The organism is Streptomyces sp. NPDC013157, from assembly GCF_042899865.1.
Taxonomy (GTDB): domain Bacteria; phylum Actinomycetota; class Actinomycetes; order Streptomycetales; family Streptomycetaceae; genus Streptomyces.
This window is the reverse complement of sequence record NZ_JBIBAK010000017.1, coordinates 42,968-69,198: the sequence shown is the minus strand read 5'-3', so window position 1 is coordinate 69,198 and position 26,231 is coordinate 42,968. Positions and strand designations below refer to the sequence as shown.

General features: G+C 71.5%; 23 protein-coding genes. 8 read left to right on the top strand and 15 right to left on the bottom strand.

The annotated features are described in order from the left end of the window. Positions 1-72 precede the first annotated feature (72 nt). Both ACFY6U_RS38985 and ACFY6U_RS38980 read right to left on the bottom strand, forming a co-directional pair. A complete protein-coding gene (locus ACFY6U_RS38985; RefSeq protein WP_390046034.1) occupies positions 73-933 on the bottom strand; it encodes an esterase/lipase family protein in 861 nt (286 codons plus the stop codon). Positions 934-1,103: 170 nt separating this feature from the next. Beyond that, on the bottom strand, positions 1,104-1,550 hold the full coding sequence (locus ACFY6U_RS38980) for a MarR family winged helix-turn-helix transcriptional regulator (RefSeq protein ID WP_390046032.1): 447 nt from the start codon (positions 1,548-1,550) through the stop codon (positions 1,104-1,106). Between the two features lie 85 nt (positions 1,551-1,635). On the opposite strand from ACFY6U_RS38980, the gene ACFY6U_RS38975 reads away from it, so the two are divergent. From ACFY6U_RS38975 to ACFY6U_RS38955, 5 genes are all read left to right on the top strand, one after another. Further along, positions 1,636-2,010, top strand: coding sequence for a cupin domain-containing protein (locus ACFY6U_RS38975; RefSeq protein ID WP_390046031.1), 375 nt, complete (start codon positions 1,636-1,638; stop codon positions 2,008-2,010). 420 nt (positions 2,011-2,430) lie between these two features. Further along, the gene (locus ACFY6U_RS38970) at positions 2,431-5,883 is read left to right on the top strand and encodes a DNA polymerase III subunit alpha (RefSeq protein ID WP_390046029.1); all 3,453 of its coding nucleotides are present in this window, start codon (positions 2,431-2,433) and stop codon (positions 5,881-5,883) included. A 14-nt stretch (positions 5,884-5,897) separates the two neighbouring features. Beyond that, entirely contained in the window at positions 5,898-6,878 is a 981-nt protein-coding gene (locus tag ACFY6U_RS38965; RefSeq protein WP_390046028.1) for an ImpB/MucB/SamB family protein, read from the top strand. Positions 6,879-7,121: 243 nt separating this feature from the next. After that, positions 7,122-7,268 carry a hypothetical protein gene (locus ACFY6U_RS38960; protein WP_390046027.1) on the top strand — a complete coding sequence of 49 codons (147 nt, stop codon included), beginning with the start codon at positions 7,122-7,124 and terminating at the stop codon, positions 7,266-7,268. A 14-nt stretch (positions 7,269-7,282) separates the two neighbouring features. Beyond that, positions 7,283-7,483, top strand: a complete 201-nt coding sequence (locus tag ACFY6U_RS38955) for a hypothetical protein (RefSeq protein ID WP_390046025.1) — start codon at positions 7,283-7,285, stop codon at positions 7,481-7,483. A 115-nt stretch (positions 7,484-7,598) separates the two neighbouring features. Here the strand turns inward: ACFY6U_RS38955 and ACFY6U_RS38950 are convergent, their stop codons facing one another. The 10 genes from ACFY6U_RS38950 to ACFY6U_RS38905 all read right to left on the bottom strand — a co-directional run bounded on the left by ACFY6U_RS38950 (position 7,599) and on the right by ACFY6U_RS38905 (position 18,748). After that, the gene (locus ACFY6U_RS38950) at positions 7,599-8,678 is read right to left on the bottom strand and encodes a S1 family peptidase (RefSeq protein WP_390046023.1); all 1,080 of its coding nucleotides are present in this window, start codon (positions 8,676-8,678) and stop codon (positions 7,599-7,601) included. A gap of 274 nt (positions 8,679-8,952) precedes the next feature. Beyond that, positions 8,953-9,780, bottom strand: coding sequence for a slipin family protein (locus ACFY6U_RS38945; protein ID WP_390046021.1), 828 nt, complete (start codon positions 9,778-9,780; stop codon positions 8,953-8,955). Between the two features lie 134 nt (positions 9,781-9,914). Further along, on the bottom strand, positions 9,915-10,814 hold the full coding sequence (locus ACFY6U_RS38940) for a S1 family peptidase (protein WP_351488354.1): 900 nt from the start codon (positions 10,812-10,814) through the stop codon (positions 9,915-9,917). Between the two features lie 251 nt (positions 10,815-11,065). Further along, on the bottom strand, positions 11,066-11,881 hold the full coding sequence (locus tag ACFY6U_RS38935; protein WP_390046019.1) for a DUF1684 domain-containing protein: 816 nt from the start codon (positions 11,879-11,881) through the stop codon (positions 11,066-11,068). 28 nt (positions 11,882-11,909) lie between these two features. Continuing rightward, positions 11,910-12,725, bottom strand: coding sequence for an LLM class flavin-dependent oxidoreductase (locus ACFY6U_RS38930; RefSeq protein WP_390046018.1), 816 nt, complete (start codon positions 12,723-12,725; stop codon positions 11,910-11,912). Between the two features lie 61 nt (positions 12,726-12,786). Continuing rightward, on the bottom strand, positions 12,787-14,541 hold the full coding sequence (locus ACFY6U_RS38925) for an FAD/NAD(P)-binding protein (protein WP_390046017.1): 1,755 nt from the start codon (positions 14,539-14,541) through the stop codon (positions 12,787-12,789). 560 nt (positions 14,542-15,101) lie between these two features. Then, a complete protein-coding gene (locus ACFY6U_RS38920) occupies positions 15,102-15,704 on the bottom strand; it encodes an ATP/GTP-binding protein (RefSeq protein WP_390046016.1) in 603 nt (200 codons plus the stop codon). Next, positions 15,688-16,038, bottom strand: coding sequence for a DUF742 domain-containing protein (locus ACFY6U_RS38915; protein WP_390046014.1), 351 nt, complete (start codon positions 16,036-16,038; stop codon positions 15,688-15,690). Before ACFY6U_RS38915 ends, ACFY6U_RS38920 begins: the two co-directional genes overlap by 17 nt. Then, on the bottom strand, positions 16,035-16,463 hold the full coding sequence (locus ACFY6U_RS38910; RefSeq protein ID WP_390046012.1) for a roadblock/LC7 domain-containing protein: 429 nt from the start codon (positions 16,461-16,463) through the stop codon (positions 16,035-16,037). Before ACFY6U_RS38910 ends, ACFY6U_RS38915 begins: the two co-directional genes overlap by 4 nt. Further along, complete coding sequence (locus tag ACFY6U_RS38905; RefSeq protein WP_390046010.1) at positions 16,460-18,748, bottom strand: nitrate- and nitrite sensing domain-containing protein; 2,289 nt, start codon at positions 18,746-18,748, stop codon at positions 16,460-16,462. Before ACFY6U_RS38905 ends, ACFY6U_RS38910 begins: the two co-directional genes overlap by 4 nt. A gap of 560 nt (positions 18,749-19,308) precedes the next feature. Between ACFY6U_RS38905 and ACFY6U_RS38900 the strand changes: the two genes are divergently transcribed. Beyond that, positions 19,309-19,749 (top strand): cell division protein SepF, encoded by a 441-nt coding sequence (locus ACFY6U_RS38900; protein WP_293991899.1) that lies wholly within the window; start codon positions 19,309-19,311, stop codon positions 19,747-19,749. 37 nt (positions 19,750-19,786) lie between these two features. Here ACFY6U_RS38900 and ACFY6U_RS38895 read toward each other — a convergent pair whose 3' ends face one another. Together ACFY6U_RS38895 and ACFY6U_RS38890 are read right to left on the bottom strand one after the other, a co-directional pair. Continuing rightward, positions 19,787-20,980 (bottom strand): acyl-CoA dehydrogenase family protein, encoded by a 1,194-nt coding sequence (locus ACFY6U_RS38895; protein ID WP_293991902.1) that lies wholly within the window; start codon positions 20,978-20,980, stop codon positions 19,787-19,789. 302 nt (positions 20,981-21,282) lie between these two features. Beyond that, positions 21,283-22,899 (bottom strand): MFS transporter, encoded by a 1,617-nt coding sequence (locus ACFY6U_RS38890; protein ID WP_390046008.1) that lies wholly within the window; start codon positions 22,897-22,899, stop codon positions 21,283-21,285. Positions 22,900-23,159: 260 nt separating this feature from the next. Between ACFY6U_RS38890 and ACFY6U_RS38885 the strand changes: the two genes are divergently transcribed. Both ACFY6U_RS38885 and ACFY6U_RS38880 read left to right on the top strand, forming a co-directional pair. Beyond that, positions 23,160-24,461, top strand: coding sequence for a mannosyltransferase family protein (locus ACFY6U_RS38885; RefSeq protein WP_390046006.1), 1,302 nt, complete (start codon positions 23,160-23,162; stop codon positions 24,459-24,461). Positions 24,462-24,699: 238 nt separating this feature from the next. Continuing rightward, positions 24,700-25,689, top strand: coding sequence for a phosphatase PAP2 family protein (locus tag ACFY6U_RS38880; RefSeq protein ID WP_390046004.1), 990 nt, complete (start codon positions 24,700-24,702; stop codon positions 25,687-25,689). 107 nt (positions 25,690-25,796) lie between these two features. On the opposite strand, the gene ACFY6U_RS38875 is transcribed toward ACFY6U_RS38880, so the two are convergent. Continuing rightward, a complete protein-coding gene (locus tag ACFY6U_RS38875) occupies positions 25,797-26,012 on the bottom strand; it encodes an I78 family peptidase inhibitor (protein ID WP_293991910.1) in 216 nt (71 codons plus the stop codon). Between the last annotated feature and the right edge of the window lie 219 nt (positions 26,013-26,231).

Here is a 26,231-nt window from a genome sequence, read left to right as displayed (position 1 = left end):
CCCTCATGGCTCCGGGGCCTGACCGGCGGCTCAGGCCGGACAGGCCCCGGCGGCGTTCAGTTGGGCGAAGGCTCAGCTGAACGCCGACGCACAGGTGGTGGCGGTGGCGTGGGCCGGGTCGAGCGCGTTGGCCACCTCGTGGAACGCGATCCGGTCGAAGAGCCCGATCGCCACGTGCTCGGAGAGGTCGAGCGAGCAGAGGTCCTGGAGCAGGACGTTGTGGACGTCGGAGCCGCTCAGGTACTGGCTCTGCCAGGGCGTGGCCACCTCGTCGTACTTGGTGGCGATGACCGTGTAGTGCACCCCGGGGACGGTGTCGCCGCCCGCGTTGAGCTTGGTGAGGAAGTCGGAGCCCGGGATCTGGTCGGCGAGGCCTGGGGTGGTGGCCTTGATCAGGTCCGAGGCGCCGGGGAAGTACGGCAGCAGGTTGGTGAGGCCGCTGAGGGTGGCGCCGTGGTTGTCGGGGGCGAGGCCGACGAGGGCGTTCACCTTGGCGGAGCCGCCGAGGAACTTCAGGTAGTAGCGGGGCATCATGCCGCCCTGGGAGTGGCCGACGAGGTCGGCCTTGGCGGCGCCGGTCGCGGCGAGCACTTTGTCTACGAAGGCGGAGAGTTGCTCTGCCGACTTGTCGATGGGGCCGAGTCCGTAGAACACGGGGACGCCGGACAGCTGGCCGTAGTCGAGGGAGAAGACGCAGTAGCCGCGGTCCTCCAAATACGGGGCGAGGGAGAGCCAGTTGTCGACGGAGTTGCCGAGGGTGCCGTGGACCAGGATCACCGGGCGGGGGTGGGCGGCGGAGGGGCGGCAGGAGTAGTCGTTCCAGCCGGTGGTGGGGGCGCTGGAGGCGTGGGCGGTGGCGGCGGGAACGGTGGCGACGGCGGCGGCGAGGAGCAGCGCGGTGAGGGGTCTGAGCACTCGTTTCCAGGGCAGCATCGGGTGATCTCCTTGCGGCTCAAGGGAGGTACGACGGCCTTACGCCCTGTGATCCGGATCACGAAGGATGCTGTTCACCCATCAAGTTACGGGCGAGTAGTGAAAGCGTGAAGTTACGCGTCGGTAAAACTTCCGAGTAACCGGTCGCGCGCAACTCACCTGACGGGGTGTCACCAGATGGGCCTGAGGGGACCATAGGGGGCGATACGGGCCAAAGAGTGCCACAACACGCGCACCCCCTCCTCCCCCAGCACATCACCCCAGCCCCGCACGACCTCCGCGGCCGCCTCCTCCGCGGCCCGCGTGCACGCCCACCCCCGCCCGGTGAGCACGATCAGCCGCGCCCGCGCGTCCCCGGGGTGCGGCCGGCGCTCGGCATACCCCTTGCGCACGATTTCATCGACGAGCTGGCTCGCCGCCTGCTTGGTCACCCCGAGATGCGCGGCGAGTTCGGTGACGGTGGCCCCGTCCGGGGCGAGCCGCGAGAAGGCGAAGCCGTGGGCGGGCCTCATCCCGTCGAAGCCGCGGGCGACGACCCCGTCGTTGATGCGCTGGGTCAGCTCACCGGCTGCGGCGAGCAGGGCTGCGGACAGGGCCATGGCCTCGGAGTTCTGCACGGAGGCATTGAAACACCCTTGACGGATCGGTCAAGCCGCTTGACCATATAGTCAAGCTACTTGACCACTTCGCCAGGAGGTACCCATGCCCGTCGTCCGCTCCGCCGAGGCCACCACCCACGAGATCCACGGCGCCCGCTTCGTCTCCTACGCCACTCCCCGCACCGGCAGCAAGGAACTCTGCGCCTGGCGAGGGGAGATACCGGCCGGGACCAGGGCGCCCGCCCACACCGTCAACCGGGAGGAGATCTTCCACCTGCTCGTCGGCGAGCTCCTGATCACCGTCGACGGCCGCACCGAGCGCGTCCGGGCCGGCGACACCGTCATCGTCAACCCCGGCGCCACCCTCACCGTCGAGAACCCGACCGACCACACCGCGCTCTCCTGGGTCACCACGTCCGTCGGCCTGGAGGCCGAGCTGGCCGACGGCAGCAGGATCGTGCCGCCGTGGGCCAACTGACGTACCGGGGCCGACGATCCCACCCGTGGGCCCGTCCTGCCGGGCCGGCGCGCAGTTCATGGCGGCGACACCCGCGGCACGAACCCCGCCGGAACGGCCGCCAGGCGGCCGGCACACCCCCTGAGAGCCACGATCCCCCCGAGCGCCGCGCTCACGCGTGGGCCCTGTCCACCCATCTCGAATCGCCGAATCCCTGCAGCGCGAGACACGCCGCGGAGGCGATTCCCTCCAACTGCATCGCCCGGTCAGGGAACTGACCGGGCGATGCCTGTTTCGGGCGTCACCCGCCCCTCGAGGAATCGTTCGCATGTTCGATTAAGAGTCGCTGACCGGGGTTGATGGGGTTAGAGTAATCGAACGAGAGTACGATGAACATATCGGGCGTATGGCTGAAAAGGGGTGGAGTGATGGAGGTGCGGCATGACGGGCTTCGCCCATCTGCACGTCGCGTCCGGTTACTCCGCCCGCTACGGCGCCTCCCACCCCGAGCAGCTCGTCCAGCGGGCGGCCGAGCGCGGCATGACGACCCTCGCACTCACCGACCGGGACACGGTCACCGGGACTGTTCGATTCGCGCAGGCCTGCCTGAAGGGCGGGGTCAAACCGGTCTTCGGTATCGACCTCGCGGTGGCGGCCCTGGCACCCCCGCCGCCGGTCCAGCGGCGCCGCACCCCGGCGCGCGGCGGCGCGCACGTGATCGAGCCGCCGTTGCGGTTCGCGCTGCTCGCCCAGGACCGGGAGGGCTGGGCCCGGCTGTGCCGGATCACGTCGGCCGCCCACGTCGGCGCCGTGTCCGGCACACCCCCGGTGGTGCCATGGGAGGCGCTGCGCGAGCACGGCGGCCCCGGCCTGACCGTGCTGCTCGGGCCGCTCTCGGAGCCGGTACGGGCGCTGTCGGTGGGCCGGGAGGACGTCGCGGTGAAGCTGCTCGCACCCTGGCAGGAGATCTTCGGAAGGGATGTTCGATTGGAAGCCGTCGCGCAGAAACGTTCCGGCACCGGCCCGGGATCCCTGCGCCTGGCCGCCCGCACCCTCGCCCTGGCCGACCGCACCGGCACCACCGCCGTGCTCTCCAACGCCGTCCGCTACGCCGACCCCGACCAGCACCGCCTCGCCGACGTCCTGGACGCCGCCCGGCTGCTGCGGCCGATCGACCGGCGCCGGCTGGACAGCGGGCAGCGTTGGCTCAGGGACGAAAGGGGGATGGCGGCCGTCGCCCGCATGATCACTGACTGCGCCGGAACAGGCCCCCACCGGGCCCACCGGCTGATGGCCGACACCGCGGGCACCGCGGCCGCCTGCACCGTGGATCCGGCGGCCGACCTCGGCCTCGGCACCCCGCACCTCCCCGAACCGGCACTCTTCGGCGCCGAGCCCGGGGCCGACGGCGCGGCCCGGCTGCTCCGCCTGCGCAGTGAGGCCGGCCTGGTCCGGCGCGGCCTCGACCGCGACCGCGAGGCGCTCGCCCGGCTGGACGAGGAACTCGCCGTCATCTCCCACTGGAACTACGACGCGTACTTCCTCGCCGTCGCGCAGGTCGTCGCCGACATCCGGGCCAAGGGCATCCGGGTCGCGGCCCGCGGCTCCGGCGCCGGCTCCCTGGTCTGCCACGCCCTGGACATCGCCACCGCCAACCCGCTCGACCACAGCCTGCTGTTCGAACGCTTCCTCAGCGTGCGCAGGGCCTCGCTGCCCGACATCGACATCGACGTGGAGTCCGCCCGCCGCCTGGAGTGCTACGACACGATCTTCGAACGCTTCGGGAAGGAGCGGGTGGCCGTCACCGCCATGCCCGAGACCTACCGCGCCCGCCGCGCCCTGCGCGACACCGGCCTCGCCCTCGGCATCCCGCCCGCCGACGTGGACCGGATCGCCAAGAGCTTCCCGCACCTGCGCGCCTGCGACATCACCGGTGCCCTCGCCGAACTGCCCGAGCTACGGCAGCTGGCCGCCGAGGCACACCGCTACGGCCCGCTGTGGGAGCTCGCCGAGGGCCTCGACTCCCTGGTCCACGGCATGGCCATGCACCCCTGCGGAGTGGTCATCAGCGACGCCACCCTCCTGGACCGGCTGCCGGTGCAGCCCACCCCGCAGGGCGACTACCCCATGGCCATGGCCGCGAAGGAGGAGATCGAGGCGCTGGGCAACATCAAACTCGACGTCCTGGGCGTCCGGATGCAGTCCGCGATGGCCCACGCCGTCACCGAAATCGAACGGACCACCGGCAACCACATCGATCTCGACAACCCCCGGCAGGTGCCGCTCGACGACGCCTTCGCCTTCAAGCTCATCCAGGCCAGCCAGACCCTGGGCCTGTTCCAGCTGGAGTCGCCCGGCCAGCAGGACCTCCTGTCCCGGCTCCAGCCGCGCGACGTCCAGGACGTCATCGCCGACATCAGCCTCTTCCGTCCCGGCCCGGTCGCCGGTGGCATGCCCGAGCGGTACATCGCCGCCCGCCACGGCGGCGCACCCGCCTACGCCCACCCGGACCTGGAGCCGGTGCTCGCCGACACCTACGGCGTGACCATCTGGCACGAGCAGATCATCGAGACGCTGCGGGTGCTGACCGGCTGCGACCGGGCCTTCGGGGAGATCACCCGGCGGGCGCTCGGCGACAAGGAACGACTGCCCAGGATCAGGAACTGGTTCCACGAGCGGGCCGGTGCGCGCGGCTACAGCGCGGCCGTACGGGACGAGGTGTGGAAGACCGTCGAGGCCTTCGGCGCGTACGGCTTCTGCCGCGCCCACGCGGTCGCCTTCGCCGTACCCGCCCTGCAGAGCGCCTGGCTCAAGGCGCACTACCCGGCGTTCCTGCTGGCCGGCCTGCTCGAACACGACCCCGGGATGTGGCCCAAGCGGGTCCTGGTCGCCGACGCCCGCCGGGGCGGGGTTCCCGTTCTGCCCGTCGACGTCAACAACTCCCGCGTGCGGCACACCGTGGAGAAGACCGACGGCGACCAGTGGGGCGTACGCCTCGCTCTCTCCGCGGTGCACGGCATCAGCGAGGCGGAGTGTGCGCGGATCGAGGAAGGGCAACCGTACGGATCGCTGTCGGACTTCTGGCAGCGGGCACACCCCAGCAGACCGATCGCCGAACACCTCGCCGAGATCGGTGCGCTGAGCTCTCTGCACGACGGCCGGCTCACCCGGCGTGATCTGCTGCTCCAGATCGCCGAGTTGCACCGGCAGTCCCGCACCCGGTCCGCGGGTGCGGGACAACTGCCCATCGAAGCGGGCGCCGTCGGCGGGACGGAGCCGAGCGGCCTGCCGGAGATGACCGGCCGCGAGGCCCTGAGCGCCGAGCTGAGCACCCTCGGCATCGACGTCTCCCGGCACCTGATGGAACACCACCACCGGTTGCTGCGCGAGATCGGCGCGACCGACGCGGCGCACCTGGCCGGACTGCGGGCGGGTCAGCAGGTCCTCGTGGCCGGGGTCCGGGCCTCGACCCAGACGCCGCCGATCGCGAGCGGCAAGCGGATCATCTTCGTCACGCTGGAGGACGGGGCGGGCCTGGTCGACCTGGCCTTCTTCGAGGACTCCCATCCGGCGTGCGCGTACACGGTCTTCCACAGCGGGCTGCTCTTGGTCCGGGGCACGGTCCAGGTGCGCGGTACCCGTCGTACCGTCGTCGGCTCCATGGCCTGGGACCTGGACGAGATCGCCGCGGCCCGCCGGGACAGCGGCCCCGAGGCCGCCCTCGCTCTGCTCGGCCGAAGCCGCGCGCACCCGACGCCCGCCCAGCCGCAGCGCACCCTGGTCGACGGCACCGCGGGCGCACGGCTGCATCCGTACGCCGACCTCCAGCCCGCCGGCACCCGCTCGGCCGACCTGAAGAAGTTCGGCCACCGAAGCCCCGGGAGCGCGGGATGAGCGGGATGAGCGGGATGAGTACACGGCAGCGGCACATCGCCCACCTGCACCTGCACGCGGCACTGACCGAGGCTCAGTACGCCGACATAATCGAACTGATGTCCGATATCACGCCTCATGTGCAGGCCATCCCGCCCAACGCCGTCCAACTGGATCTGACGTCGGCGCTTCGGTACTTCGACCTGTCCCCCTACGACGTGGTCCAGCTGGCGAAGCTCAAACTGAAGGCCCTCTACGGCGTCGACAGCAGCGCCGGGCTCGCGGGCAACCGCATGCTGGCGGCGATGGCCGCCGACGCCGCCGCGCCCGGCGCGACCACCTGGGTCCCCGCCGAGCGGGTCGCCGAATGGCTGTACCCCCGCCCGGTCACCGCGCTGCCGGGGATCGGACGTGCCATGGCAGACACACTTCGCCGATACGGTCTGCACACCATCGGCCAGATCGCCGACCTGCCCTCGGCGACCCTGCAACGGCTCCTCGGCGCAGGCCAGGCCCGGCTATTGACCGAACGCGCCCGCGGCCACGACCCCCGTCCGGTCGTCCCCACGGAACCCGCGGCGCACCAGATCGCCGACCTCGTCCTGGAACGGGACTGCCTCGACCCCGCCCAACACCACCGCGCGGTACTGGGACTTGCCGACCAGGTCGGTCAACGGCTGCGCGGCGAAGGTCAGATCGCGAGCCGGCTCACCCTCACGGTGCGGTACGCCGACCGCAGCTCGACCACCCGCACGCGCACACTGCCGGAACCCAGCAACCACTCACCCTCCCTCGCCGCGACCGCACTGGGTCTGCTGACCGGTCTCGGCCTGCAGCGAGCGAGGGTGCGCGCCTTCGTGATCCGCGCGGACGACCTGCTGCCAGCCGACCGGGCCTACCGCCAGCTTTCCCTGGACCCCGGCGACGCCCGCGCCCGCGCCGCCGAAGCCGCCGCGGACCGTGCCCGACGACGCTTCGGACCGGAAGCCGTACGTCCGGCCACCATGGCGAACTGACCGCCTGCGCCGACAGACCGGCGTAGTGTCCCAGGCCAGGAGGCGGCGCCTCTCCCCATGCCTCGGGGTGATGTGGACTGACGAGGCACGGGTGACGTTCTTCGTGACGACTTCGGCGCCGCCGTGCACCACTGCGCATTCGAGGAGGAGAGACCGATCAACGCTGTGACAGGTCGGGGCTCCCTCCTCTGCATGGTCCAGGGAGCGCCCGCACAGGGCACTTCCGAAAGCCTTGAAACGCCGATGCGGTTCACTTCCCAGGCGTCGTCGGACGGCGTCACCGAACAGTTCTTCACCCTCGACGAGATCACCGGCGTGCTGTGGACGCCGGAGGGAACCTGCGGTACTCGCCCCCTGATTCTGCTGGGCCACGGCGGCGGGCAGCACTAGACGCCCCCCACACCGTGTCCCGCGCACGCCACTACGCCGCCGAGGGTTCCGCGGTCGTCGCGATCGACGCGCCCCACCGCGGCGACCGGCCCAAGGACGTTACGTTCGGCCGCATCGCCGCCGAGATGCGGGCAGGCACGGCCGCCGGCACCGACCCGGGCGAGCTGGTCGCCGCGATGCACAGCTACCTCGCCTCTCAGGCCGTTGCCGGCTGACACCAGGTCACCCTGCGAGCCAGCGACGACGTGCACGACGAAGGGCCTGCCCTCTCGAAGGGGGCAGGCCCTCGCCGGGATACGGCGCAGGTCGCCGAACCGGATACCGGAACCGTCAGCCGATCTGCGCCCCCGTCGCCGACAACGCCTCCGTCACCGGCTGGAAGAACGTCTCCCCGCCGGAGGTGCAGTCGCCGCTGCCGCCGGAGGTCAGGCCGATCGCGTTGCTGCCGGAGAAGAGCGAGCCGCCGCTGTCGCCGGGCTCGGCGCACACGTCGGTCCGGATGAGTCCGCCGACCGTGCCCTCGGAGTAGTTCACGGTGGCGTTGAGGCCGGTGACCGTGCCGTCGTGGACCTGGGTGGTGGAGCCGCTGCGGGTCACCTTCATGCCGACGGTGGCCTCGGCCGCGCCGGTGATCTGCCGGGCGGAGCCGTTGTAGAGGTCGACCTCGCTCGGGTGGTCCACGTCCGAGGTGTACTTGACCAGGCCGAAGTCGTTGCCGGGGAAGCTGGACCGGGCGTTCTGGCCGATCACGTTCCCGGAGGAGTCCGACCAGGTGGAGATGGCCTGGGTGCAGTGCCCGGCGGTCAGGAAGTACGGCTCGCCGTCCTTGACCACGTTGAAGCCGAGCGAGCAGCGGCCGCCCGACCCGCTGATGGCGTCGCCGCCGGCGATGAAGGGTTTGTACTCCCCCTTCGAGTGCCGGAGTTCGGCCTTGCCGCCGAGTGCGTCGACGACCTTGGTGAGTTTGGCCAGTTCGGCCCCGGTGACCGTCCTGTCGGCGGTGACGACGACCTTGTTGCCGACCGGGTCGGTCGCCCACGAGGTGCCGGGGATGGTCGCGTCCTGCTTCAGGGTGGTGCGTGCGCCGTCGAGTTCGGCGAGGGAGTTGGCGACGAGTCTCGCCTTCGCCCCGGCCGCCTCGACGGCCTTGGCCGCGGTGTCGTCGAGCACGTTGACGACGAGGTTCTTCGACCGGGCGTCGTAGTAGGTGCCCGCCGTGTCGGTGCCGAGGTCGGCGGTGAGCGTCGAGGCGAGCTTTCCGGCCGCCGGGGCGGACAGGATCTGGGGCAGGGCGGTCCTGGCGGGCTCGCTCGCGTTCGCACTCTGGAAGGTCACTCCGGCGGCGGCCAGCGCTGCGACACCCGCGCCGGCGAGCGCCGCCCGGCGCCTGGGTATGCGTCGGTGCTTCAACTCATGTCCTCCTGTGGGGGGTCGGCCCGTAAGGTTGTGGGGACCTCAGGAGCCGGAAGGCTGGTTGACGGCCGCCCACTATTCCGACCCCCACAGGGAGCACACAAGGTCGACTGCAGGTCTCGTGTGCGCGGATGTTGTGCGCCCCCCGTGTGCGGACCGTTCACAGTCGCCCCCGGGTCGCCCGGGGTCGCCCGCGGAGAATTCGCACTGCAAACAACACGTGTGAGCAACGCACGGCGGACAGTGACGTCCGCGCCCAGCAGTCCCCCCGCTACCCCTGGCCGGAATCCGCCCCCGTCGACCCGACGGAACCGTCGGCCCCTCCCCCCGGGGGCAGTTGCTGCTGGGCCCGCTCCAGGAACCTCAGCAGCTCCACCGGGAACGGCAGCACCAGCGTCGAGTTCTTCTCGGCGGCGACCGCCACCACCGTCTGCAGCAAGCGCAGTTGGAGCGCGGCGGGCTGCTCCGACATCTCCTTCGCCGCCTCCGCGAGCTTCTTGGATGCCTGCAGTTCGGCGTCGGCGTTGATGACGCGGGCCCGGCGCTCCCGGTCCGCCTCGGCCTGCCGGGCCATGGACCGTTTCATGGTCTCGGGCAGCGAGACGTCCTTGATCTCGACGCGGTCGATGGTGACGCCCCACTCCACGGCCGGGCTGTCGATCATCAGCTCCAGGCCCTGGTTGAGCTTCTCGCGATTCGACAGCAGGTCGTCCAGTTCGCTCTTGCCGATGATGGACCTGAGCGAGGTCTGCGCCATCTGCGAGACCGCGAACCGGTAGTCCTCGACCCGGACCACCGCCTCGGCGGGCGCGGTCACCTTGAAGTAGACGACCGCGTCGACGCGCACGGTCACGTTGTCGCGGGTGATGCCCTCCTGCGCGGGCACCGGCATCGTGACGATCTGCATGTTGACCTTCTGGAGCCGGTCCACGAACGGGACGATCATGGTGAACCCGGGCTCGCGCACCTCCGGTCGCAGCCGTCCGAGGCGGAACACCACGCCTCGCTCGTACTGTCTGACGACCCGTGCCGCGGCCAGCGCGTAGACCGCTCCGACGGACACGAGAGCGGCTCCGGCCGCCACCAACGCCTCGACCATGCCGGCCCCCAGAGGGTGACTGACTTCAACGGTCCTTCGACGGTAACTCCGGGGTCGTACAAGGGCGAGCCCCCGTACGCCGGTTGCGTACGGGGGCTCGCCGGAAGCCGGCCGGAAGCCGATCCGAGGGGTCGTCAGCCGACGCTCACGCCGTAGTAGCTCAGCGCCTCGGTGACCGGCTGGAAGAAGGTCGTACCGCCGGAGGTGCAGTCGCCGCTGCCGCCGGAGGTCAGACCGTAGGCGACGGAACCGCCGTAGAGCGGGCCGCCGCTGTCGCCGCCCTCGGCGCAGACCGTGGTCTGGATCATGCCGTAGACGATGTCACCACTGCCGTAGTTGACGGTGGCGTTGAGCGCGGTGACCCGGCCGCTGTGCGTGCCGGTGGTCGAACCGCGGCGGTACACCGTCGTCCCGACGCTGGGCGTGGCCGCGCTGGAGATGGTCTGGCTGCCGACCGCGCTCGGGTGCGCGATCGAGGTGTTGGTGTACTTCACCAGCGCGAAGTCGTTCGTCGGGAAGCTGTAGCCGACGTTCGTGCCCAGGACCGTGGTGTGACCGGAGTTGCTGTACCAGGTCGAGGCCACCTCGCCGCAGTGCCCGGCGGTCAGGAAGTAGTACGTGCTGCCGCTGTGCACGTTGAAGCCGAGCGAGCAGCGGTAGGCGCCGCCGTAGATGGCGTCGCCGCCGGTGATCAGCTTCTTGAAGGTGCCGGGGGTGTGCTTGATGGTGAGCGCGCCGGAGTTGACGCCCGCCTGCCGCTTGATCTTGGCGATCTCGGCCTTGGAGACCGTGGAGTCGACGGTGACGACGACACGGTTGGTCTTGCTGTCCACGGCCCAGGCGGTGCCGGGGACGTCCGCCTTCAGGACGGAGCTGTTCACGGCCTTCAGCTCGGTGGTGCTGAAGGTGTGGGTGTCACTCGCGCTCGCGGTGGGGACGGCGAGCGCCGCCGCGGCCAGGAAGCCGGTGCCCACGGCGATCAGCCGGGTCCGTCTCGTGATACCGCTGCGGGGGGTCGTGCGCTTGATCCTCACTTTTCGTTCCCTCCCAGGGGAAGTCGGGGGCCCGCGTGGGGTCGGGGCCCGTGAGGCGCAGCCAGTGGGCGGCGCCCGGATTTCGGACACGCAATGCCCCTGACAAGCGCTGAGGGGGAGTATTCGGGCGAACGACCGGTACCCGCAAGGGTGCCTTTCGGCCGTGCGACCGTGTTCGAACCATGCCGACTTTGTGTGATCCTGTCGTGGTCCGGGCGAGTTGACGCCCTGTCGAATGTCCGTCGAATGCCTCAGGCGAGCTTCCGCTCGCCCGCCTCGACCGCGAGGTCCAGCGTGTTGCCCGGCGGCGGGAACGGGCAGATGAAGTGGTCCGCGAAGGCGCACTGCGGCAGCTGCGCCCGATTGAAGTCGACGGTGGTGGAGCCGTCGGCGGCCGGTGCGGCCGAATAGAGGAACCTGAACCGGAAGCTGCCGGCCCCGCTGGTGGTGTCGGCGAACACCGCCCACAGCCGGCCGTCGGCCTGCTCGGCGACCTGGAGCGTCAGGTCTTGGCCGGCCACGGCGAAGCCGAGCTCCCCGGCGAGCACGAGCGCGCGCTCCACTCCGTCCGCGGTGCCGACGCGGACCGTGCGCGGGTCGTCGTCGTACGGCGTGAAGCGCCCCGGCACCGACCAGCGCGGGTCGTACGGGGTGGCGTCGATGCCCCGGAAGGCGTGGCGGGTCCCGGCGGCCGGGTCGTACTCCCGTATGCCCCAGACGCCCTCGCGGACCAGGACGACCAGCCGGCGTGCGCCGAGCGTGACCCGGGCCGACGGTTCGGGGTCGGCGGCGAGCCGGACCTCGCCGGCGAAGGGCTCGCCGTCCAGGGCGAGGCCGTCGGCCGCCGTCGCGGTGAGCACGACGCCGTCCCCGTCGGCCGCCCAGCTGCCGGGGACGGCCGGGAGCCTGCCGTCCGGGTGGTCCTCGATCCAGTGGCTGCCGACCAGGGCGAGCGGCCCGTACGGCGCCGACACCGTCTCCTCGCGGTGTTCGTGCCAGCGCTTCCAGTCCCCGGCCGCGTCCGCGTTCATACGATCAGCCCTTCCGTGGCCCTCGTGGTCACTCATGTCGTGTCTCTCCTATGCGCAAGGTATTTCACGGAGCCGCGAGTTGCCCGGCGGGCCGGGCGAGGCCCAGGTGCTCGCGCAGGGTGCTGCCCGGGTAGAAGGTGCGGAACAGACCGCGGTGCTGGAGGAGCGCCACGGTGCCGTTGACCAGCCGCTCCAGGTCGCGGCGCGGTTCGGCGGGGACCAGGTGGAAGCCGTCGGTGGCGCCCTCACCGTGCCAGCCGGCGACCAGCTCCGCCAGATCCACCGGGCCGCCCCGGTACAGCGGCCCCTGCACGGTCTGCCGGGGCCCGCCGCCACCGTGCCCCGGCTCGGCGGCGCGCTCCCCGTCGCCCAGATCCACCACGAGACTCACCAGCACCCGCAAGGCCTCCGGCTCCCGCCCGAACTCCGCCGCCTGCTGCCGCAGTTCCTCCCGTACGGCAGCGGCCTGCGCGGCGCTCGCGGCCCGCACCAGGGCGACGTCCGCGTACCGGGCGGCGGCCTGCCGGGCGGCGGGCTCGGTGGCGTCGGCCACCCGGACCGGCTGCTCCGGTGCGGGTCCGGGAGCCTCGCTCCACCGGCCGGCCCGGCCCCGGCTGACCCGGTCGAGGTGGGCGACGGCGGACTCGGGACCGGTCGTCACCGGCACCAGCCCGATCCGCCGGGTGGCAGGGGCGACCTGGGCCAGCACGGTGAGCGCGTCGGTCTCCGGCCACCCGAACCGGTCGTCGAGCGTCACGAAGTCCAGTCCCCCGCTCTCGGCCAGCCGCACCAGCTCGACATAGCGCTCCGCGTCGAACACGCCGACCTGATCCACGGCGGCGGCCAGATGCAGCAGCCCCCGGCCGTACGAGCCGGTCATCACCACGAACCTCCCTGTAAGACAGCCTGTGAGACAGCCGGGCGCCGACCGTGACGCCCGCTCATGACACGACTCCCGCCAGGTCGGCCAGGAAGGCGAGGGCGGCGCGGGCCGTGGCGTCGTTCTGCCGGAACGCGGGCCCTCCGGTGCGCGGACGGGTGAAAGCGCCGGGCGTACGGCCGTTCGTGAACGGCCCGAGCGCGAACCGCCGCGGATGCGGCCGCCCGCCCCCGTCGAGGATCCGCCCGTCGGCGGGGTCCACCCTGAGCAGCCCGTCGGCCGTCTCGGCGGCCTCGTCGGCGGGCAGCCCGCGCAGCAAGGTGTCCCGGGCCCGCCCCACGGTGGGTTCGGGCAGCCGCGCCTCGACCAGGGCCCGCGCCTCGACGGAGAACCCGGGCACGGTGTCGGCGGACGCCCGGAACACCCCGTCCTCGGCCGTCACCGTCATCCCGGCGCCGACGAACCGCAGCACCCCGGCCCGGGACAGCGCGAGCATCTGCCGCAGCCGGGGGCCGGGCGGCCCGGAGGCGAGGTAGCTGAAGAACCCGTGCCACCAGGACCCGATGTCGCCGAGCCGCACCAATTGCCCGTACACGGAGAGCAGTCCGAGGAACACCGCCAGGTCGGCGCTGTACTCGGGATCGTGCCGGCGGCCCAGGTCCGCCTCGATGTAGCCGCGCAGCCCCTCCTGGAGCTCCTCGTGCGAGCCGTACCGCACCCCGTCCAGCGGGTGGTCGAGCGCCGCGAGATCGAGCCGGTCGGCCGGGTCGGGTACGGCGGCCGCCACCAGCGCCCGCACTTCCGCCTCGCCCTCTGCGGCGGCGTACTTCTCCTCGAAGTCCCGCCAGGCGACGGCCGTCCGCTCGGGATGGACGGTGAACAGCCGGTGGTAGTGGGCGAAGCCCAGCTCCTTCGCCACCAGCGGCCACACGTCCCGCCGGAAGTCGAAGCCCCCGGGCCGGGCGAGCAGTCCGTCGATCTCGCCGGGGCCGAGGAAACGGGGCAGCGGCGGGCGTTCGCCGGTCCAGTCGTACCCGATCTTCGAGTGGTACGGCACGCCACGCCGCGACCCGACGTACAGCACCGGCTCCTGCCCGGACGGCACGTAGGTGTCGCCGTCGTGGCGGCCGCCCCGCCCCTCCGTGAGCAGCACCATCAGGTCGACGAAGGCGAGCCCGAAGCCCCGCACGAGCACCGGTTCGCCGGGCCGCAGCCCGGACAGGTCGCTGTCGGCGGTGAAGTCGGGCGGCAGGTGGACCAGACCGTGCTCGTCGGCGTACGCGGCCAACGCAGCCTGTTCCGGATCGAGTTCGGCATCCAGGTGGCCGAGGGCGAGGACGACGAGGTCGGCGAGGAGCGGGCGCGGCCGGCCCTCCAGCCAGACCTGCTGGCGTCCTTCGCGCGGTCCGCTGACCCGCAGGGCCCGGCGCGGGTGGTGGTGGACGGTGATGCCGTCCGGGAGGTCGGCGACGGCGCGGTCGTGGACGTGGCGCAGATAGCGGCCCTGGATCTGCCGGTCGGCGAAGGTACGGCCGTCCAGGCCCGCCCACTCGTGCAGGGTGGGCCCCTCCCGCACCGGCCCGACCATCCGCACCGACTCGTCCGTGAACATGGTGACGTCCTCGGCGTGCGAGTTCATCCACAGCAGCGGCGACTGTGCGGCCCGCCAGATGCGCCCGGCGCCTGGCGGATGCGGGTCGACCATGTGGATGTCGAGACCCGAACCGGCGTACAGCTCGGGTGCGTTGGCGGCGATGCGCTCCAGGAGTCCGGTCCCCCGCGGCCCGGCTCCCACGATCACCAGCTGGGGCCTCATCGGACGGCCTCGGGCCCGGGTATGCCGGGGACGGAAGCGGAAACGGTTCTGGCAAGGGTTTCGGAAGACATGCGAAGGCTCCGTGGCGGATCAATCGAACACGGTGGACGCGCACACGGGGGTGCGGGTGCCTTCACACGGAACGCCGGTGTACGGCGTTCTTACGGCCGAGCCCCTCAGCAGGGCCGTCCGTCGACTCTACGGTGCCGTTTCCCCTCGTTGTCAAGGGTGTCCAGAGTGTGAGCGGCGCGTCTCAGGTCAGTTGACGGAAAACCGGAGACCTGTTCCACTTGGCCCATGCATCCGCAGCAGTGGCTGGTCAAGCGCTCCCACATCGACTTCGGTCGAGTGTGGTCCTGTTCCTGTTGAGCTGACCCCCTGCGCGCCCCGCGACCCGCGGGGACTCTTCGCGTTCTCCCTCCGCCTTCACACGCACCCCCTCCCTCGTACTCTGCACGCAGAAACAGACGCCGGATTCACGCGCCCCAAAGGGGCGCGGGGAACTGCGCGATCAGCCACGGCGAATTCCGCGGCCGCCACACACCCCCGCGCCCCACCCCCTACCGCGACATCACCGCCACCCTCCTCTTCGCGGGCCCGACCCGCTGCCCGATCACCCGGTCCATCAACGCCCCCAGTACATCCCGCACCGCCCCCCGCTCCCGCGCATCGCACTCCAGCACCGGCACATCGGCCCCCAGGCCCAGCGCCTCCCGCACCTCCTCCAGCTCGAACCGCTCGGCTCCGTCGAAGCGGTTCACGGCGAGGACGAAGGGCGCCCCATGGGCCTCGAAGTAGTCGACGGCGGGAAAGCAGTCCTCGATCCGGCGGGTGTCCGCGAGGACCACCGTGCCCAGCGCCCCCTCCACCAGGTCGTCCCACAGGAACGAGAACCGGTCCTGGCCGGGCGTCCCGAACAGGTACAGCGCGACGGCCGGATCCAGCGTGATCCGGCCGAAGTCGAGCGCCACGGTCGTCGTGGTCTTGGACTCGACCCCGGCGAGCGAGTCGACGCCGACCGACACCTGGGTGATCGCCGCCTCCGTGTCCAGCGGCTCGATCTCCGAGATCGCCCCGATGAACGTCGTCTTGCCGACCCCCAGCCCTCCACTCACCACGATCTTCACGGCGAGCGGCACGACCTTCTCAGAGCGCCCGGACATGGTCCCTGATCCTTTCCAGCATCTGGAGCGGCAGCTCCGCGGGTTGCCGGCAGGCGAGCTGCCCGGCGACGACGAGATCGGAGATCAGCACCTTGGCGACTCCGAGGGGTACGCCGACCCGGTGCGCCACCTCGGCGACCGTGGTCGGCTGCGCGCACACCGCCACGATGTGCCGGCGTTCGAACGTGAGCGACTCGTCCGGCGCGCCCACGGCCACGACCAGCGTCTCCAGCCGCAGATCGGTCTGGAGCGGCTCGGCCCGCCCGCCGGTGATGATGAACGGCCGTACGAAGGACGTCTCCTCGGCTGGTTCGGCAGGCTCCCGCTCGCTCATCGTGGCAACGCCTGCCGCAGATCGGCGATGAGCGTCGGGGTCAGCAGGTCACCGGCCCGTTCCGCGAGCACCGCCATCTCGTAGCCGACGAGGCCCAGCTCGCCGCTGGAGTCGGCGAGGACGCCGAGACAGCTGCCGTCCCGGATCGCGGAGACCAGCAGGAAGCCGCGTCCCATCTCGATCATGATGAGCTTGACCCCGTCGAAGCTGTACCGCTTGGACGCGCTGCGCGCGAGCGACGAGAGTCCCGACACGATCGCCGCCAGATGGTCGGCCTCGGTGCGCCCGAGCCCGTCCGAGACGGCGATCAGCAGCCCGTCGGAGGAGACGGCGACCGCGTCCCGTACCCCGTCCGTGGACCTGACGAAGTTCGCGAGCAGCCAGTTGAAGGTCCGCGAGTCGTTGGGGGTGCCGACGGTGGTCACTCGCCGTCCTCCTCGGTACGCGCCTCGGACGCCTGGGCCTGCGCCTGCCCCTGTTCTTCTTCTTTCTGCTTCTGCTTCTGCTTCTCCTTCTGCTTCTCCTTCTCGACGCTGATCCCGCCCCGCATGTGCGCGCTGCGCAGGGTGGCGAGCATTCCGGAGACCTCCTCGGGGCTGCGGTCGGGGGTGCGCTCGGCGGGCGCGGGGCGGCTGGGCCGGTCCGTCTCGCTGACGGCCTCCGAGATCGCGCTGCGCTGGGGCCGCTTCACGAGCCCGTTGCGGGTCCGGGCGGCCGAGGCGCCCCTCTTCTGCGGCTGTTCGGGCCCGGCCTCGGCGGCGACGGAGACGAGCTGCGTCTCGTCGGGCTCCTTGCGCGGGGCCGGTACGGCGGCGGCCGCCTGCTGCGTCGGGGCTGCCGCGGCCTCGGTGAGCAGGCTGGCCGGGACGAGCACCCTGGCCACCACTCCGGCGGCCGGCGCCTCCCCCAGCCGTACCTCGATCCCGCACTTGCGGGCGAGCGCGCCGACCACGAAGTGGCCGAGGAACCGGGTGGGTTCGGCCATGAAGCTGGCGGTGCCGGAGAGCCGTACGTTGGCCTCGGCGATCGCCTGGGCGTCCATGCCGAGGCCGTGGTCGACGATGGCGACCAGGTAGCCGGCGCTGGTGCGGCGGCCCTCGATCTCGACGTCCGAGTCCGGCGGGGAGAAGCTGAGCGCGTTCTCGATCAGCTCGGCGAGGAGGTGGGCGATCTCGGCGACGACCGCGCCGGTGAGATGGGCCGGCTCGACCCGGCGCAGGGTGACCCGGCGGTACTCCTCGACCTCCGCGAGGGAGGCGCGCAGGACGTCCGTGACGGACAGCGGGGTGGACCAGGGGCGGGGGCTGGACTCCCCGGCGAGGACGAGCAGGCTCTCCGCGTTGCGGCGCATCCGGGTGGCGAGGTGGTCCAGTTCGAAGAGGTTGGCGAGGGTGGCGGGGTCGGCGTCCTCGTGCTCCAGCCGGTTGATGAAGCTGATCTGGCGGCGCACCAGGTTCTGGTTGCGGCGGCCCAGGCTGACCAGCGAGTCGGTGGCGTTGCGGCGCAGCACGGCCTGCTCGGTGGCCAGGTCGTAGGCGGCCCGCTGCACCCGGTCGAAGGCCTCGGCGACCTCCTTGACCTCGGCGCCGGCCCGGCCGGAGACGGCGAGCGGGGCGGGCGGCTCGGGGTGCTCGCCGTAGGAGCCGTCCTGGACGGCGGCGACGGCCTTCGGCAGCCTCTCCCCGGCGACCTCGCGAGCCTGCTGGGCGAGTTCGGCGAGCGGCGCGGAGACGGACCGTACGCAGTCGAGGGCGAGCGCGCCGAGCGCGGCGACGGTGCCGAGGGCGAGCAGCAGGAAGAGCAGCAGGTCGCGCTGGGCGGTGCCCTCCAGGGCCGAGGCCCGGTTCTCGACGTCGGTGCCGAGCGAGACCTGGACGTCCCGCAGCCCGTTGATGGTGGCGGTCATCGCGTCCCACCACTGCATGGGCGGGATGTCGTTCCACTTCAGCTTCCCGCCGCCCTTGACGGCGGTGTCCTCGTACGCCAGCGCGCGCTCGGCGTCCGGGGTGGTCATGGCCGCGTCCAGGCGGCGCTGCTGGGCGTCGGTGGCCGAGCGCGGGAAGGCGTCGAGGGCGGCGAGGCGGCCGGCCCGGATCTCCATGAACCGGCTGTAGTCGTCGCCCTGGAACTGCCCGGCGCGCACCGAGCCGAGCACGATGGCGCGCTCCTCGCCGGTGAACTCCTTGGCGTTGCCGAGGATCTGCAGCGCCTGGTAGGCGTCGCGCAGGGTGGCGTCGTGGACGTCGCCGATGCCGAGGTCGAGCCGGTCGAGGACGGTGATGGTGGTGGTGAAGTAGTCGAAGGTGTCCTTCACCACGCCGGTGTGGTCGTCCGCGTGCTTGCGGATGCCGGCGAGGCCGTCAAGCCGTCCCAGGGACTCGCGCACCGAGCCGGCGGCGTTGTCGCCACGGCCGCGGAGCGCCTGGTCGAGCCGGTCCCGGGCGGTGTCGGTGGCCTTGCGCTGCGCGGGCAGCTTGGCCGCGAACTCCTTGATGCCGCCGACGTATCCGGTGGTGAGGCCGCGTTCCTTCTGGAGTTCGTGGATCAGGCCCTGCAGCGTGATCTCCAGCCGGGCGTTGTCCGCGGTCGCGGAGGCGTTGCGGTAGGCGGAGATCTGCTCGGCCGCCGCGACGCCGAGCAGCGTCAGCAGGACGGCGAGGGCCAGGACCAGGATCCTCAGGAGCCTGGTGCGAATGGTGGCTGCTTGCACGGAAGTGCCTTAATCATGAGGCGAGTTGATGGATGTGCAGAACCTGGGCAGAAATGGTTCTGCGTTCCGGCCAACGAACCTCTCCGGGCAGCGGTCACCCGATCATGTTTTTGTTTTACGTCACGGAAACAGGATCAAGGTGAATCCCGAGGCGAGCGTCCCGGCGCCGCGCACCCGTATACGGTGACGGGCGCTCACCCCGGTTGACGCCGCCCGTCGCCGCACCCGGGCCGGCCGAGGACCCCTGAGTGTGCGTCAGACCGCCCCGAAGGCGGCCCGACGAGGGCCGGAGGACGCTCCGAAGCCACCCCGGACCGCCCCGCACCGTTCACCCGGACGCACCGTTCATCACCCGGACGCCAGGAACAATCATATTTCACTCTCAGTCAGCAGCTGTGTGAGCTACCGCCCTTGGGGTACCTGGGCTCTCGACGTTTTGGCTCTGCACCAGTACCGTCACAAACCCCCCGTGCGGCGTCTATCCACTTGGCGCGACATCCGCATCATGGACGACCATAGGGATGCGGAAGCAAGAAAGACCGCTGTGAGAGGAGGCGTCCATGGGATCGGTACGCAAGGCGAGTGCCTGGCTTGGCCTCGTCGACGACAACGATGACGAGCGCTACTACGACGACGACTACTCCGAAGGGACCGAGCAGCCCGGGGATGCCTGGGTCACCGACCCCCGGGTCAAGGTGGCCACGGACACCGCCGAGGAGAAGGGCCGCCGGATCGGCACGGTCACCCCGGACAGCTTCCGGGACGCCCGCGCGATCGGCGAGCTGTTCCGCGAGGGCGTGCCGGTCATCGTGAACCTCACGGCCATGGAGCCGGGCGACGCCAAGCGCGTGGTCGACTTCGCGGCCGGGCTGACCTTCGGCCTGCGCGGCACGATCGAGCGGGTCGCCAACCGGGTCTTCCTGCTGACCCCCGCGAACACCGAGATCGTCAGCGGTGAGCCGGCCAGGCGCCGCGAGGACGGCTTCTTCAACCAGAGCTGAGGCAGGGCCGCTCACCGGCCCTGCCCCCGCGCGGGGTTCACCGGAAGGCGTCGAGCCCGGTGAGTGCCTTGCCCAGCACCAGCTGGTGCATCTCGACGGTGCCCTCGTAGGTGAGCACCGACTCGAGGTTGGTCGCGTGCCGCATGACGGGATATTCCAGGGAGATCCCGTTGGCGCCCAGGATCGTCCGCGCCGTACGGCAGATCTCGATCGCCTCCCGTACGTTGTTGAGTTTGCCGAAGCTGACCTGCTCGGGACGCAGGCGGCCGGCATCCATCCGCCGCCCCAGGTGATGGGCGAGCAGGATTCCCTTGTGCAGTTCGACCGCCATGTCGGCGAGTTTGGCCTGGGTGAGCTGGAAGCCGCCGATGGGCCGACCGAACTGCTCGCGCGACTTCGCGTAGTCGACGGCGGTCTCGAAGCAGGTGCGGGCCGCGCCCATGGCGCCCCACACGATCCCGTACCGGGCGTGCGACAGACAGCTGAGCGGCCCCTTGAGCCCGGTGACCTCCGGCAGCACGGCATCGGCGGGCAGCCGTACGTCGTCCATCACCAGCTCGCTGGTGACACTCGCCCGCAGCGACCACTTGTGCCTGATCTCCGGCGCCGAGAACCCCGGCGTGTCGGTGGGCACGACGAACCCGCGGATCCCGTTCTCCGTCTGCGCCCACACGACGGCGACGCCCGCCACCGACCCGTTGGTGATCCACATCTTCCGCCCGCTGAGCACCCAGTCGCCGCCGGCGTCGCGCCGGGCGTACGTCCGCATGGCGGCGGGGTCGGACCCGTGGTCCGGCTCGGTGAGCCCGAAGCACCCGATGACGTCACCGGCGGCCATGCCCGGCAGCCATCGCGACTTCTGTTCCTCACTCCCGAACCGGTGGATCGCGTACATGGCGAGCGACCCCTGCACGGACACGAGCGACCGGATGCCCGAGTCGGCGGCCTCCAGCTCCAGGCAGGCGAGCCCGTACTGCACGGCGGACGCCCCGGCGCACCCGTACCCGCTGAGCGACATCCCGAGCGCCCCGATCGACCCGAGCTCCTTCGCGAGCTCCCTGATGCCGGGCAGCTCCCCGCTCTCGTACCACTCGGCGACGAACGGCAGCACCCGGTCCGCCGCCCAGCTCCGCACGGTCTCCCGTACGGCGAGATCCTCCGGCTCCAGAAGATCGTCGATCCCGAGCGGGTCACCGGCATCGAACGGAGGCAACTTCACGGACGCGGACATCAGAACCCTCCCAAAACTAGCACCGCTAGTTACACCAGCTTAGGCACAGTCTCCCTGCTCCCCCGCCCACGCACCACCCGTGCGGGTCACCTGAGAAGCAGACCCCTCCCGTGGACCACACCCACCATCGGCGACCGCGGGCAGCCGTCTACCGGTCTCCACCACAGACACGGAACCCCCGCACCCGCCAACGACGAACCACCCCCACAGGTCGGCAAGCCCCTCCCCCGACCCGCACGGGCGGTGCGCGGGTGGGAGAAGGCCCTGACCCGCACCCGCAGTCGGCCCCCTCCCCGGAGGGGCTACGCCGACACGCGGGAGCGTTCGGCTTCGCGCGGGGCAGGGAGGTCCACCGCGGCGGCCGTGTCCTCGCAGTGCATTGCGCGCGGCAGGCGCAGCGCCATCACCGCCCCCAGCAACAACAGCCCCGCACTCACCAGCAACGTCACATGCAACCCGTGCACATAGGAATCCCGCGCCGCCCGCCGCAACGCCGCCCCGGCCGCCCCGCCCAGCCGCCCGGCGACCTCGTACGCCTCCCCCAGCGAATGCCCCGCCGCGGCCGACGCCGACGCCGGCACCCCCGGCACCCCGGCCAGCCCCGGCGCGTACGCCGCGTTCATCACGCTGCCGAGGAGCGCGATCCCGATCCCGGCGCCCAGCTGGTACGACGTCTCACCGATCGCCGCCGCCCCGCCGGCCTGCGCCGCCGGCGCCTCGCTCAGCATCGACTCGTACGCCCCGAAAAGCGTGGTCTCCAGACCGAAGCCGAGCAGCAGGAAGCCGACGAGCAGCAGGACCGCGTTGTCGGCCCCGCCCATCGCCGTCAGCGTGAGCACCGCCGCCGCGGTCAGGCAGAAGCCGAAGCACACCATCCGGCGCGGCCCGAAGCGCCGGAGCATCCGCGCCCCGGCCAGCCCCGCCGCCATCGCGGCGAGCGTCAGCGGCAGCAGTCGTAGCCCCGTCTGCAACGGCGAGAGGCCCAGGACGAGTTGCAGGTACTGCGCGGCGATCAGCTCGAGACCCACCAGCGCCAGCATCGCCAGCACGATGCAGCCCACCGCCGTGGAGAACGCCGGCCGCGCGAACATCTTCAGGTCCACCAGCGGGAACGCCCGCCGCCGTTGCCGTCGTACGAAGAACACCAGCAGCAGCGCGCCGAGCACGAGCGGTGCCACCGTCAGCGCACTGCCCGCCGGCTCGCCGCCGCCCAGGCGCTTCACCGCGAACACCACGCCGAACAGCCCGACCGCCGCCATCAGCGCGCCGACCACGTCCCAGGGGCCGTCGCGGTCACCGCGGGACTCGGGGAGGAGCAGACGCCCCACCGGAAGGCTGACCAGCATCAGCGGGATGTTCACCAGGAAGACGGAGCCCCACCAGAAGTGTTCGAGGAGGAAGCCGCCGAGGAGGGGGCCGACGGCCGCGCCGACCGCGGCGACCGCGCTCCAGATGCCGATGGCGAGGGCCCGCTCACGACGGTCGGGGAAGACCTGGCGAAGGATGGAGAGGGTCGCCGGCATGATCATCGCACCGCCGACGCCGAGCAGCGCCCGGGCCCCGATCAGCGCCGCCGCGCTCGGCGCGAGGGCGGCCGCCGCGGAGGCGATGCCGAACAGGGTGTAGCCGAGGAGGAGGACCCGCCGCCGGCCCACCCGGTCGCCGAGCGTGCCGAACAGGATCAGCAGCGAGGCGCAGACCAGCGGGTAGACGTCGACGATCCAGAGCAGCTCCATGGCCCCGGGCTTGAGGTCCTCGGTGACAGCGGGTACCGCGACGTGCAGCACGGTGCCGTCGAGGGCGACCAGCAGCAGGCTGACGCAGAGGACGACGAGGACGACCCAGCGGTTGGCACCGGCACCGGCCCCGGACACCGCACGACGGCGGGGTCGTACGGCGGCCGTGGTCGTCCCGGACATGTACGTACCTCCCAGATGGTCCCTCGCGTGCGGCGGACAGGCGGGGTGGGGACTCCCCGTCGTACGGCCGGAGAGGAGCGGGGTCTCCGGCCCGCGCATACGAACGCGAGTGACACGTCAGCGTACGCGAGTTCGTTACGGGGGCACGTGGCGGACCTCTCACACGCTCCGGAGAACTCGTGTGGCGTACGCCACTGCCCTCGCCCCGCACCACGCCCGCGCGCACCTCGCGGTTCCGCGCCCCGTCGATAATCGAGCCCGTGACCGATCTTGAGACTTCCCCGGCGGCACCGCGCGCCCCCGCCCTGCGCCGGGCGGCGCCGGCCCTGCTCGGGTACGCGGCCGTACGCGCCCTCGGACTGGTCGTGCTGGCCGGGTGGAGCGCGGCCCGCGGCAGGAGCGCCTACACCTTGTTGACGGCGCGCTGGGACTCGCTGTGGTACACGCGGGTCGCCGAACTGGGGTACGGCTACGAGGTGCGGCTGCCGAACGGCGACGTCCACTCGAACCTGGCCTTCTTCCCGCTGCTGCCCTGGCTGGAGCGTCTGCTGCACTCGTTCGCGCCCCTGTCGTACGCCGACGCCGGCTTCACGGTGAGCCTGCTCGCCTCGCTCGCCGCGGCCTGGGGGGTCTTCGCGGTCACGGATCTCGTGCACGGCCGGCGGGTGGGGGTCTGCGCCGTGTTGCTGTGGGCCGTGCTGCCCGTCGGGATCGTGCAGTCGATGGCGTACAGCGAGTCGCTGTTCACGGCGCTGGCCGCGTGGTCGCTGTACGCCGTGCTGACCGGCCGCTGGGTGGGCGCCGGGGTGCTGGCCGCGCTGGCGGGGCTGACCCGGCCGGTGGGGCTCGCCGTGGTGGCGGCGGTGTGGGCCGCGGGCGTGGTCTCGTTCGTGCGGGATCGTGGCAGGGGCGCGCGGGACGGTGGTACGGATCAGCCGGGCGGCGCGCATCTCGACGAACGCGCCCCCGAAGCGCCCAGCGCCGCCCGCGCCCGGCGTGCCCCGCAGGCAACCAGCGCACCGCACGCAACACGCGCTCCCCATGTCACCACCCCCAGCGCCCCCGCCTGGCGCCGCGCCCTCGGCATGCTCCTCGCCCCCCTCGGCACCGCCGCCTATGTCCTGTGGGTCGGCCACCGCACCGGCCGGGGCCCGCTCGGCTACCTGGACGTCCAGGCGGGCTGGCGTAACGGCTTCGACGGCGGCTATGCGTTCGCACGCTTCGCCGCCGACAAGTTCACGTCATTTCCGTCCGCTGCGGCCGGAGCGGGTTTGATCCTCGGCGTCGGCCTGCTGCTGTGGCTCTACGTGACCGGCGTCCGCCAGCGGCAGCCGCTTCCCCTGCTGGTCTACACAGGTGTCGTCCTCGCCCTCGCGCTCTGCGCGTCGAGCTACTTCGGATCCAAGCCGCGGCTGCTGATGCCGGCCTTCCCGGTGCTGCTGCCGCTCGCCCGGGCCCTCGCCCGGCTGCGCACCAGCAGATCGGTGCTGGTCACGGCGGGTGTGGCGGTGGCCTCGGCGGTCTATGGCGCGTTCTGGCTGAACGGCTCCGGGCCCCCATGATCATTTCGGTGACCTCGATGAGCAGCGGGAGAATTCCACCCCATGCTTTGGTTAACGAATTCATAAGTGCCATAAAACGGCGACCCGGCATGATCAAAGGAATTGAAGGGCGCACCCGCCGAGGATTACGGAATCCTTAGAATTCGGAGGCCTCCTGAGAGGTTTCCCACATCACATCGTCATCACAAAGCCGCTGTTTCGACCGGGAACAGAGCTCACTCGCTGTAACGTCGATTGGGTGCGTACCGAACGAAACCTCACCCGTCTGGACCGGGTGTTCGCCAGGCTGGACCGTGAGCCGGAACGGCCGGCCCACATTGATGTGCCGAAGATGAGCCGGCACCGGGTCGTGTTGTTCACCGCGACCCTCGCCTTCTACCTGGCGATCGTGTGGGCCGTCGTGATCACGTCCTGGCTGGTCCGGCTCGACTGGCAGGTCATGTTCTTCCGGCCGTACCAGCAGTGGTCGGGAATCCACTGGTTCGTCGACTACTACGTGGTCCTCGGCCAGCGCGGCCCGACCGCCGTGATGGTCGCGGCCTGGCTGGGCTGGCGCTCATGGCGGCAGCACACCCTGCGCCCGCTGCTCACGCTCGGTGCCTCGCTGCTGCTGCTCAACATCACGGTCGGCGCCGCCAAGCTCGGCATGGGGCGCCTCGGACCGCACTACGCAACCGTCATCGGCTCGAACGAGATGGGCCTGGGCGGCGATATATTCCCCAGCGGACACACCGCCAACGCGGTGGTGACCTGGGGAATTCTGGCATATCTGGCCTCCACCCCGAGAGCCCGCCGCTGGCTCTCCGCCGCCTCGGCGGTCACCTCCCTCGGCGTCGGCATGTCCACCGTCTACCTCGGTACGCACTGGCTGAGCGACGTGTTGCTGGGCTGGGCGGCGGGGCTGCTGATCCTGCTGGCGCTGCCGTGGTGCGAGCCGTTCATCGCCCGCGCCGAGACCTGGCTCTTCGACCTGCGCGACCGCTGGCGCGCCCGCCGCGGCAGCACGGTGCCCGCGCCGGTCCCGGTGCCCGTGGTCCTCAAGCCGGAGCCCGAGCCGGTCTCCCTGGCCCGCCCGCCCAGGGCCCCGATCCACCTGGCACCCGGTCCGCACACGGCCCGCTCGGAGCGCACCCCGGTGACCCCGGCGGGCAGCCGGCGCCCGCAGCACCCCGAGCGGCAGCCGCGCGGCACCGCCGCCCAGGCGGCCCGCCCGCTGACGGGCGGCTGACGGCCGTACGGACGCGACAGCGGGGTCCCGGTACGCACCACCGGCCCCGGCACGGCGAAGGCCCCGGTTCCCGCAGTGCGGGAACCGGGGCCTTCGCCGTCGTACGGTCAGCCCTTCCAGGCGCGTGCCACGACGCCGTCCCGTACCTCGAAGTTGAGCCGCCCCATCCGGTACTCCATGGTGATGATCGCGCCCGGCGGCAGCGAGCGCACCGTGGTCCATCCCCGCTGGCGGGCGAGCCGTTCCGCGTCGCCCGCGTCGCGGCCTACGTACCCTTGCGGGCTGTCCTGGGGCTCCGTCGGCGGAGCGGTGTCCGGTGCCATGCGGCCCACGCTAGGCCGCTTCCGGCACAGACGGAAGCCGAAGTCCCGCGTCCGTACCCGGTCACGCTTCTGTCACAGAATCACGACACGCGTTTCGATCGAACTCCGTCACACGTTCGAGCGGTTCCATGCGTCTTCCCGGCGCATTCGAGCGCAATTCCCCGATGCCGGTAGGGTCTTCCGAAAAACCGCCGGAAAGAACCGGACACCGGGATCCGG

Bases quoted from the DNA above. Each gene is read 5' to 3' on its own strand.
- ACFY6U_RS38985 (WP_390046034.1), bottom strand. From the start codon at position 933: ATGCTGCCCTGGAAACGAGTGCTCAGACCCCTCACCGCGCTGCTCCTC.
- ACFY6U_RS38975 (WP_390046031.1), top strand. From the start codon at position 1,636: ATGCCCGTCGTCCGCTCCGCCGAGGCCACCACCCACGAGATCCACGGC.
- ACFY6U_RS38970 (WP_390046029.1), top strand. From the start codon at position 2,431: ATGACGGGCTTCGCCCATCTGCACGTCGCGTCCGGTTACTCCGCCCGC.
- ACFY6U_RS38965 (WP_390046028.1), top strand. From the start codon at position 5,898: ATGAGTACACGGCAGCGGCACATCGCCCACCTGCACCTGCACGCGGCA.
- ACFY6U_RS38960 (WP_390046027.1), top strand. From the start codon at position 7,122: ATGCGGTTCACTTCCCAGGCGTCGTCGGACGGCGTCACCGAACAGTTC.
- ACFY6U_RS38945 (WP_390046021.1), bottom strand. From the start codon at position 9,780: ATGGTCGAGGCGTTGGTGGCGGCCGGAGCCGCTCTCGTGTCCGTCGGA.
- ACFY6U_RS38935 (WP_390046019.1), bottom strand. From the start codon at position 11,881: ATGAGTGACCACGAGGGCCACGGAAGGGCTGATCGTATGAACGCGGAC.
- ACFY6U_RS38930 (WP_390046018.1), bottom strand. From the start codon at position 12,725: ATGACCGGCTCGTACGGCCGGGGGCTGCTGCATCTGGCCGCCGCCGTG.
- ACFY6U_RS38925 (WP_390046017.1), bottom strand. From the start codon at position 14,541: ATGAGGCCCCAGCTGGTGATCGTGGGAGCCGGGCCGCGGGGGACCGGA.
- ACFY6U_RS38920 (WP_390046016.1), bottom strand. From the start codon at position 15,704: ATGTCCGGGCGCTCTGAGAAGGTCGTGCCGCTCGCCGTGAAGATCGTG.
- ACFY6U_RS38915 (WP_390046014.1), bottom strand. From the start codon at position 16,038: ATGAGCGAGCGGGAGCCTGCCGAACCAGCCGAGGAGACGTCCTTCGTA.
- ACFY6U_RS38900 (WP_293991899.1), top strand. From the start codon at position 19,309: ATGGGATCGGTACGCAAGGCGAGTGCCTGGCTTGGCCTCGTCGACGAC.
- ACFY6U_RS38895 (WP_293991902.1), bottom strand. From the start codon at position 20,980: ATGTCCGCGTCCGTGAAGTTGCCTCCGTTCGATGCCGGTGACCCGCTC.
- ACFY6U_RS38890 (WP_390046008.1), bottom strand. From the start codon at position 22,899: ATGTCCGGGACGACCACGGCCGCCGTACGACCCCGCCGTCGTGCGGTG.
- ACFY6U_RS38875 (WP_293991910.1), bottom strand. From the start codon at position 26,012: ATGGCACCGGACACCGCTCCGCCGACGGAGCCCCAGGACAGCCCGCAA.